The sequence below is a fragment of the Paracoccus sp. UBA889 genome, from assembly GCA_002294185.1.
Classification (GTDB): Bacteria; Pseudomonadota; Alphaproteobacteria; order Rhodobacterales; family Rhodobacteraceae; genus Paracoccus.
The window spans coordinates 36,297-43,388 of the sequence record DBFD01000022.1 but is presented as its reverse complement, the minus strand read 5'-3'; the positions used below and the strand labels follow the sequence as shown (position 1 = coordinate 43,388).

At 68.7% G+C, this 7,092-nt stretch carries 7 protein-coding genes; 5 read left to right on the top strand and 2 right to left on the bottom strand.

Features of this window, described 5'->3' with window-relative positions; genetic code table 11:
* Window positions 1-147: 147 nt before the first annotated feature.
* On the top strand, window positions 148-1,194 hold the full coding sequence (locus tag B4L36_RS03740; protein ID WP_292952571.1) for a Leu/Phe/Val dehydrogenase: 1,047 nt from the start codon (window positions 148-150) through the stop codon (window positions 1,192-1,194).
* A 97-nt stretch (window positions 1,195-1,291) separates the two neighbouring features.
* Here the strand turns inward: B4L36_RS03740 and aroB are convergent, their stop codons facing one another.
* Both aroB and B4L36_RS03730 read right to left on the bottom strand, forming a co-directional pair.
* The gene (gene aroB / locus B4L36_RS03735; RefSeq protein ID WP_292952568.1) at window positions 1,292-2,413 is read right to left on the bottom strand and encodes a 3-dehydroquinate synthase; all 1,122 of its coding nucleotides are present in this window, start codon (window positions 2,411-2,413) and stop codon (window positions 1,292-1,294) included.
* The gene (locus tag B4L36_RS03730) at window positions 2,410-2,961 is read right to left on the bottom strand and encodes a shikimate kinase (RefSeq protein WP_292952565.1); all 552 of its coding nucleotides are present in this window, start codon (window positions 2,959-2,961) and stop codon (window positions 2,410-2,412) included. Before B4L36_RS03730 ends, aroB begins: the two co-directional genes overlap by 4 nt.
* Before the next feature lie 128 nt (window positions 2,962-3,089).
* Here B4L36_RS03730 and B4L36_RS03725 point away from each other — a divergent pair, with 128 nt between their 5' ends.
* The 4 genes from B4L36_RS03725 to B4L36_RS03710 are packed head-to-tail and all read left to right on the top strand — an operon-like array spanning window position 3,090 to window position 7,068.
* On the top strand, window positions 3,090-3,230 hold the full coding sequence (locus B4L36_RS03725; RefSeq protein WP_292952562.1) for a hypothetical protein: 141 nt from the start codon (window positions 3,090-3,092) through the stop codon (window positions 3,228-3,230).
* Window positions 3,223-4,761: a hypothetical protein gene (locus tag B4L36_RS03720; RefSeq protein WP_292952559.1), complete on the top strand. Its 1,539-nt coding sequence runs from the start codon at window positions 3,223-3,225 to the stop codon at window positions 4,759-4,761. Before B4L36_RS03725 ends, B4L36_RS03720 begins: the two co-directional genes overlap by 8 nt.
* A complete protein-coding gene (locus B4L36_RS03715) occupies window positions 4,758-5,759 on the top strand; it encodes a tyrosine recombinase (RefSeq protein WP_292952556.1) in 1,002 nt (333 codons plus the stop codon). The genes B4L36_RS03720 and B4L36_RS03715 overlap by 4 nt, the downstream gene beginning before the upstream one ends.
* The gene (locus tag B4L36_RS03710) at window positions 5,740-7,068 is read left to right on the top strand and encodes an HlyC/CorC family transporter (protein ID WP_292952553.1); all 1,329 of its coding nucleotides are present in this window, start codon (window positions 5,740-5,742) and stop codon (window positions 7,066-7,068) included. The genes B4L36_RS03715 and B4L36_RS03710 overlap by 20 nt, the downstream gene beginning before the upstream one ends.
* Window positions 7,069-7,092 lie beyond the last annotated feature (24 nt).

Sequence of the window (7,092 nt, the reverse complement as noted above, 5' to 3'; positions counted from 1 at the left end):
GCTCGCCAATCCGGCCTTTTGCAAATTGCGCGTTCCGGCCACGATCTTTGCAGATGATCCCTGGCTTGCAATACCGTCTTTCGCGGCGTTTCTGACCGTCCATGTCGATCCGTCATCCGGGATCGCGCGAGATGGGAGGAACCGAACATGGATGTCACGACACGGGATCTGGACCCGCCCCGGGGCTTCGAGAGGCTGGTCCTGGCCGAGGCGCCCGAGGCCGGTCTGCGGGCGCTGATCTGTCTTCATTCGACGGTGCTGGGCCCCGCGGCCGGAGGCTGCCGGATGTGGCCCTATGCCAGTGATGCCGAGGCGATCGCTGATGTGACGCGGCTCGCGGCCGGGATGACATCGAAGAACGCGATGGCCGGGCTGGGGCTGGGCGGCGGCAAGGCGGTCATCATCGGCGACGCGCGACGCGACAAGTCACCTGCGATGATGCGTGCCTTCGGCCGCGCGGTCGAGACCCTGGGCGGCCTCTACTATACCGCAGAAGACGTCGGCGTTTCGCCCGACGACATGGCCCTGGCCGCGCAAGAGACGCGCTATGCCGTCGGATTGTCGCAGGGCTCGGGCGATCCCTCGCCCTGGACAGCCGAGGGCGTGTTCCGCTGTCTTCGGGTCGGCGCGCGGCACGTCTTTGGCAGCGACGATCTGGCCGGGCGCCGGGTGCTGGTCCAGGGGCTGGGCCATGTCGGGCTGTCTCTGGCCGAAAAACTGCATCGGGCGGGCGCGGACCTGATCGTCACCGACATCCACGCACCGGCGCTGGCCGATGCCGGCAGGCGGCTGGGGGCCCGGATCTGCGCGGCGGGCGCGGTCTTCGATCAGCCGGCCGAGATCCTTGCGCCCTGCGCCCTGGGCGGCGTGCTGACGCCGGATGCCGCCGACAGGCTGCAAGCGCGGCTGATCTGCGGCGCGGCCAACAACCAGCTTGCGACGCCCGGCATCGCGGCCCGACTGCACCGGCGCGGCGTCGTCTATCTGCCCGACTACGTCGTCAATGCCGGCGGGATCATCAGCGTCGCCAGCGAAATCCACGGACAGGACGACGCCTGGCGGCAGTCCCGCCTTGAGGCCATCGCCGGGCGGATGCAGACGCTGCTGCAACGCGCCGAGGCCGAGGATCGCACCACGACCGATCTTGCCGATGACATGGTGCGGGCGATCCTGGCGGGCCGCGAAGTCGTCTGACGCCGCGTCCCGGCGCAGGCTGGCGCAGGCTGGCGCGGCTTCGCCCCCCGGCTTGCCGACCGTGCCCGCCGTTTCGCCGTCGGGACCGGCGCCCCCACTACCCGTCGCGGGATTCGCGCAACAATTGGCGCAGCAGATCGCCCGGAACCTGGTCGCAGACGAAAGCCGCGCCGATATCGCGGGCCAGGACAAAGCGAAGCCGCCCGTCCAGCACCTTCTTGTCCTGCCCCATCAGCGCGACCAGCGCCGCATCATCGGGCAGATCGCCCGGAATCTCCGACAGGCGCGCGGGCATCCCCATCTGCCGCAGATGCTGGGCCACCCGCGATGGCGCCTCCTGGCTGCACAGCCCCATCCGCGCCGACAGATCGAAGGCCAACGCGCAGCCGATCGCCACCCCCTCGCCATGCAGCAACCGGCCGGAATATCCGGTCGCGGCTTCCAGCGCGTGTCCGAAGGTGTGGCCCAGGTTCAAAAGCGCGCGCTCACCCTGCTCGGTCTCGTCGCGGCTGACGATGGCGGCCTTCATCGCCACCGAATGGGCCACCGCGTGTTGCCGTGCCGCCGGATCGGATCGCAGCCGCGACGCATTCGTTTCGAGCCAGGCGAAGAAATCCGCGTCCCCCAGCAGCCCGTATTTCGCCACCTCGCCATAGCCGGCCAGAAAATCGCGCGTCTCCAGGCTGTCCAGCAGCGCGATATCGGCCAAGACCAGCGCCGGCTGGTGGAAGGCGCCGATCAGGTTCTTGCCATGGGCGGAGTTGATACCGGTCTTGCCGCCGACACTGCTGTCGACCTGCGCCAGCAACGACGTCGGGACCTGGACGAAGCGCACTCCGCGCCGAAGGATCGCGGCCGCGAAACCCACCAGATCGCCGATCACGCCGCCGCCGAACGCGACCACCATATCGCGTCGTTCGATCCGGTTTTCCAGCAGCCATTCCACCACGCGGGTCAGGTGCGGCCAGCTTTTGGTGCCCTCGCCCGCCGGCAGCACCAGCGCCTCGCAGGCGATGCCCGCCGCCGAGAGCGCGTCGCGAAACGTCGCCAGGTGCAGGCGCGCGACATTTTCGTCGGTGACGACGGCCAGACGCGGGCGGATCAGCAGCGGCGCGATCTCGGCCCCCGCGCGTCTGATCAGACCCGCGCCGATGCGCACCTCGTAGGCACGCGCGCCCAGCGGCACATGAACGGCAACAGGGTCTTCGGCGACAGTCATTTCGTCTCCTGCAAAAGGTCGGCATCGGCGTGGCGGATCGCCTGCAACAGCCGGGTCGCGGATTGTTCGATGCTGTCGCCCGAGCGGACCCGAAAGTCCAGGTCCGCCATCGCATAGACCGGTGCGCGCTGCGCCAGCAGATGCTCCAGCGTGCCCTTGGGATCGGCGGTCTGCAACAACGGCCGGGTCGCGCGTTGCCGCACCCGATGCCACAGGATCTCCAGATCGCAATTCAGCCAGACCGACATGGCCCGCCGGCGGATCATCTCGCGATTGCGCGCCTGCATCCAGGCCCCGCCCCCGGTCGAGATCACGCCCGGTCCCTGACCCAGGATTCGCGCGATGACCTGTGATTCGCGGTCGCGGAAGAAGGCCTCGCCGTCGCGGGCGAAGATTTCCGAGATGGTCATCGCCGCGGCGGCCTCGATCTCGGTATCGGAATCGGTGAAGGGCACGCGCAGACGGCGGGCCAGTTCATGGCCCACGGCGGTTTTGCCCGCCCCCATCATGCCGATCAGCAGAATATGCCGACCCAGACGCTGCGCCATTCCCGTCTCCCCTGTTCTGGGCTGACTGAATGGCGTGATCTTTCGGAAATTGCCATATATATTCAGGCCGAGCGGGCGAAAGACCGGCCGAAAGACACGAAATTTCACGGCGAGCGAGGCAAGATTCGATGCGGTTGATCAAGGTTCTGGTGGTGCTGATTCTGGCGGCTCTGTTCGGGCTGGTCGGTTACGCCTATTTCGGCGACATGCAGGCCGACCGACAGGAAGTCCGCAAACCGATCCCGACCATGGGCGGTTCCGGTGACTAGAGACCTTTCCTTTCGCCTGATGCGCGGCGCGACCCTGGCGCTGATGCTGGGCCTGCCTGCCGCCGCCCAGCAACAGCCCCTGTCGGCAAGCGACTGGCTGTCGGGCAGCCTGAAGGCGCCGCCGCGCGAAAGTTCGTCCTGGCGGCCGGGGCAGAAACCGCCGCCCGGTGTGGAAGGCGCGGCCGGAAATCCGCGCCCGGTGGCCCCTTCCGGCTCGGTCGGGCAGGTTCAGGTGACGCGGCTTGGCCATGGCGATCCGGATGCGGCGGGCACGCAATCGCCGCGCCGCGCGGGTCTGCCCGCCGATCTGTGGCAGGGCAGCGCGACGGCCGATCTGCTGGATCCGATCCGACAGACGCCCGCGCGCCTGCCGGCGATGACCGCGCTGATGCTGCGCCTGCTGACCGCGCAATTGCCGCCGCCGATCCCCGGGCCCGCCGATGCTCCGGCCGATACCGATAGCGGTGCCGATACCGGTGCCGGCCCGGCTGCCGTGGAAAGCGGGCAGCTGCTGCTGGCGCGGGCCGACAGATTGCTGGACATGGGCGCGCTGGACCGGGCCCAGGCGCTGCTGATGGCGACGGGCGCGGGCGATCCGCAGATCTTTCGCCGCCTGTTCGATATCGCGCTGCTCGAGGGCGACGAGAGCCGCGCCTGCGACATCATGAACACCACGCCCGGCATCGCGCCCAGCTTTGCCGCGCGCATCTTCTGCCTGGCCCAGACCGGCGACTGGGCCGCCGCCGCGATCAGCCTGAGCGGGGCCGAACGCCTGCGTCTGATTTCCGCCGATCAGGCGCTGCTGATGCAGCATTTCCTTGACGATACCTTCGTCGATAGCGGCGAGGTGCTGGAACCGTCGCAGCCGATGACGCCGCTGAATTTCCGCATCTTCGAGGCGATCGGCCAGCCGCTGCCCAGCCTGGGCCTGCCCATCGCCTTCGCCCAGTCCGACCTGCGCGCCAATAATGGCTGGAAGACGCGCCTGGAAGCGGCCGAGCGTCTGGCCCGGATCGGCGCCATCGACCCCGGTCGTCTGCGCGCGATCTATGCCGAACAGAAACCCCCGGCTTCGGGCGGGGTCTGGGAACGCGCCGGGGCCATGCGCACGCTTGAGGCGGCCCTGGCACAGGGCGATCCCGCCGCCGCCCTGCCGGCGGCCTTCGATCAGTTCCGCGCGGCCGGCATGGCGGATGTGCTGGCCGCGATGGTGGCCGACGAATTGCCGCCGAACCTGGAAGGCCGCGCGGGCGAGGTCGCGAGCTGGCTGCGCCAATGGCAAGGCCTGCCCGCCGCGACGCCACTGCCGACCGATCCCGTGCTTCTAAGCGGTCAGACCCCGCCTCCGGCCCAACGGCGCGGCGAGGCGCTGCTGGCCGCGATGGCCGATATCGATGCCGGACTTGATGGTGATCTGGCCCGCGCCGGGCGCGGGCTGGCGGTCTTGCGCGGACTGGGCCTCGAGGCGGATGCCGATCTTGCCGCCGCGCAGCTTTCGCTGCTGCCGGTGATGACGAAAGCGCCGCAATGACGCCCGATTACCGCGCCATCTCGGCCTTTCTGGACGCCCAGGCCGCCGAAGCCGGGGCCGCGCGCAATACGCTGCTGGCCTATGGCCGCGATCTGCGCGATCTGTCCGACTGGCTGGCCCGGCGCGAATCCTCTCTGGCGCTACTGGGTCGCGAAACGATCGAAAGCTATCTCGCCCATTGCGACGCCCAGGGCCTGTCGCGGGCCACGCGCGCAAGGCGGCTGTCCTCGATCCGCCAGTTCACCCGCTTTGCCCTGGAAGAGGGTTGGCGCCAGGACGACCCGGCCATCCGCATCACCGGTCCCGGCCGCGCCCACCGCCTGCCCGCGACGCTGGACCGGGCCGAGATCGAGGCCATGCTTCGGGTCGCCCCCGAGATCGGCCGGACCCGGACTGATCGGACCCGCAACCGGTGCCTGATCGAGCTGCTCTATGCCACCGGAATGCGCGTCAGTGAACTGGTCGCGCTGCCGGTCGCGTCCTGCCGGGGCGATCCTGCCGTGCTGCTGATCCGGGGCAAGGGCGGCAAGGAACGCATGGTCCCGCTGACCGGACCGGCCAGGACGGCGCTTGCGGAATGGCTGCGGATCCGCGATCGGGCCGACAGGTCCAGCCCGCTGGGCCGGGCGATTGCCGACAAAGGCGCGCGCTGGCTGTTTCCCGCCCCCGGCGCCGCCGGTCATCTGCCGAGGCAGGGCCTTGGGCGCATCCTGAACGACATGGCTGCCCGGGCGGGCGTCGATCCGTCCCGCGTGACGCCGCATGTGATCCGCCATGCCTTTGCCACCCATCTGCTGGAGGGTGGCGCCGATCTGCGCAGCATCCAGTCCCTTCTGGGCCATGCCGATCTGGGCACCACCGAAATCTATACCCATGTGCTGGACGAGCGGATGCGCGATCTGGTGCTGAACCATCATCCGCTGGCCGGCGTTCCGGCGCCGGACGAATCCCTTCCCGCCAACCAGGACCGACAGGACCATGGACGACCCTCCGATTAGTTTCGACGCCGCCATCTGGCTGACCGCCGCCGCCATCGTGGTCCTGCTGGCCCTGTCCGCCTTCTTCTCGGGATCCGAGACCGCGCTGACGGCCGCCAGCCGGTCCAAGCTTCGCTCGCGCGCCGATCGCGGCGATGCGGGCGCGATCGCCGCGCTGAACGTGACCGAGGACAGCGAAAAGCTGATCGGCGCGATCCTTCTGGGCAACAATGTCGTCAACATCCTCTCGGCCAGCCTCGCCACGGCCATGTTCACGCGGCTTCTGGGATCCAGCGGCGTCGCCATTGCCACGCTGGTGATGACGGTCCTGGTGCTGATCTTCGCCGAGGTGATGCCCAAGACCTACGCGATCTCCGGCCCCGAGACGCTTGCCAGCCGGGTCGCCCGGCCGATCCGCTGGGTCACGCGGGCCCTGTCGCCCATCGTGGCCATCGTGCGCATGATCGTGCGCGGCATCCTGTCTGCTTTCGGGCTGAAGACCGATCCCGGATCCCACATGTTTTCGGTGCAAGAGGAAATCGCCGGCGCCCTGTCCATCGGCCACGCCGCGGGCGCAGTTCAGAAAGAGGATCGCGACCGGCTGCTGGGCGCGCTGGATCTGGGCAACCGCACCGTCGAAGAGATCATGCTGCACCGCTCGCAGATCCAGATGATCGACGCCGAACTGGCCCCCAGCGAAATCCTGGACCGGGTGCTGGCCAGCCCGCATACGCGGCTGCCGGTCTACAAGACCGAACGCGAGAACGTGGTGGGCGTGGTCCATGCCAAGGATCTGTTGCGCGCCGTCAACCGCGCCGTGCGCGAGGCCGGGGACGCGGCGGCGGCGCGGAACTTCGACGTCATGGCGGTGGCGATGCAGCCCTATTTCATCCCCGACACCACGGCGCTGGACGAACAGATGCGCGAATTCCTGAAGCGCCGCACGCATTTTGCGCTGGTCGTGGACGAATATGGCACCCTGCGCGGCCTGATCACGCTGGAGGATATCCTGGAAGAAATCGTGGGCGAGATCGCGGATGAACACGACACCGAGGCCGACCAGACCCTGACGCCCAATGCGCAGGGCGATTACACGGTGGATGGCGGCATGACCATCCGCGACCTGAACCGCCAACTGGACTGGAACCTGCCCGATGACGAGGCCAATACCGTCGCGGGTCTGGTCATCCACATGGCGCAATCGATTCCGGAACAGGGCCAGGTCTTTTCGTTCCACGGCTACCGGTTCGAGGTCGTCACCCGTCGCGAAAACCGCATCACCCGCCTGCGCATCCGCCCACTGGCCAACGGCGCGGCCACCAAGGAGTAGGCCGGGCCTTGCCCGTGGCGCCGT

Coding starts and splice junctions, on each gene's coding strand:
- B4L36_RS03740 (WP_292952571.1), top strand. CDS start 148: ATGGATGTCACGACACGGGATCTGGACCCGCCCCGGGGCTTCGAGAGG.
- aroB (WP_292952568.1), bottom strand. CDS start 2,413: ATGACTGTCGCCGAAGACCCTGTTGCCGTTCATGTGCCGCTGGGCGCG.
- B4L36_RS03730 (WP_292952565.1), bottom strand. CDS start 2,961: ATGGCGCAGCGTCTGGGTCGGCATATTCTGCTGATCGGCATGATGGGG.
- B4L36_RS03725 (WP_292952562.1), top strand. CDS start 3,090: ATGCGGTTGATCAAGGTTCTGGTGGTGCTGATTCTGGCGGCTCTGTTC.
- B4L36_RS03715 (WP_292952556.1), top strand. CDS start 4,758: ATGACGCCCGATTACCGCGCCATCTCGGCCTTTCTGGACGCCCAGGCC.
- B4L36_RS03710 (WP_292952553.1), top strand. CDS start 5,740: ATGGACGACCCTCCGATTAGTTTCGACGCCGCCATCTGGCTGACCGCC.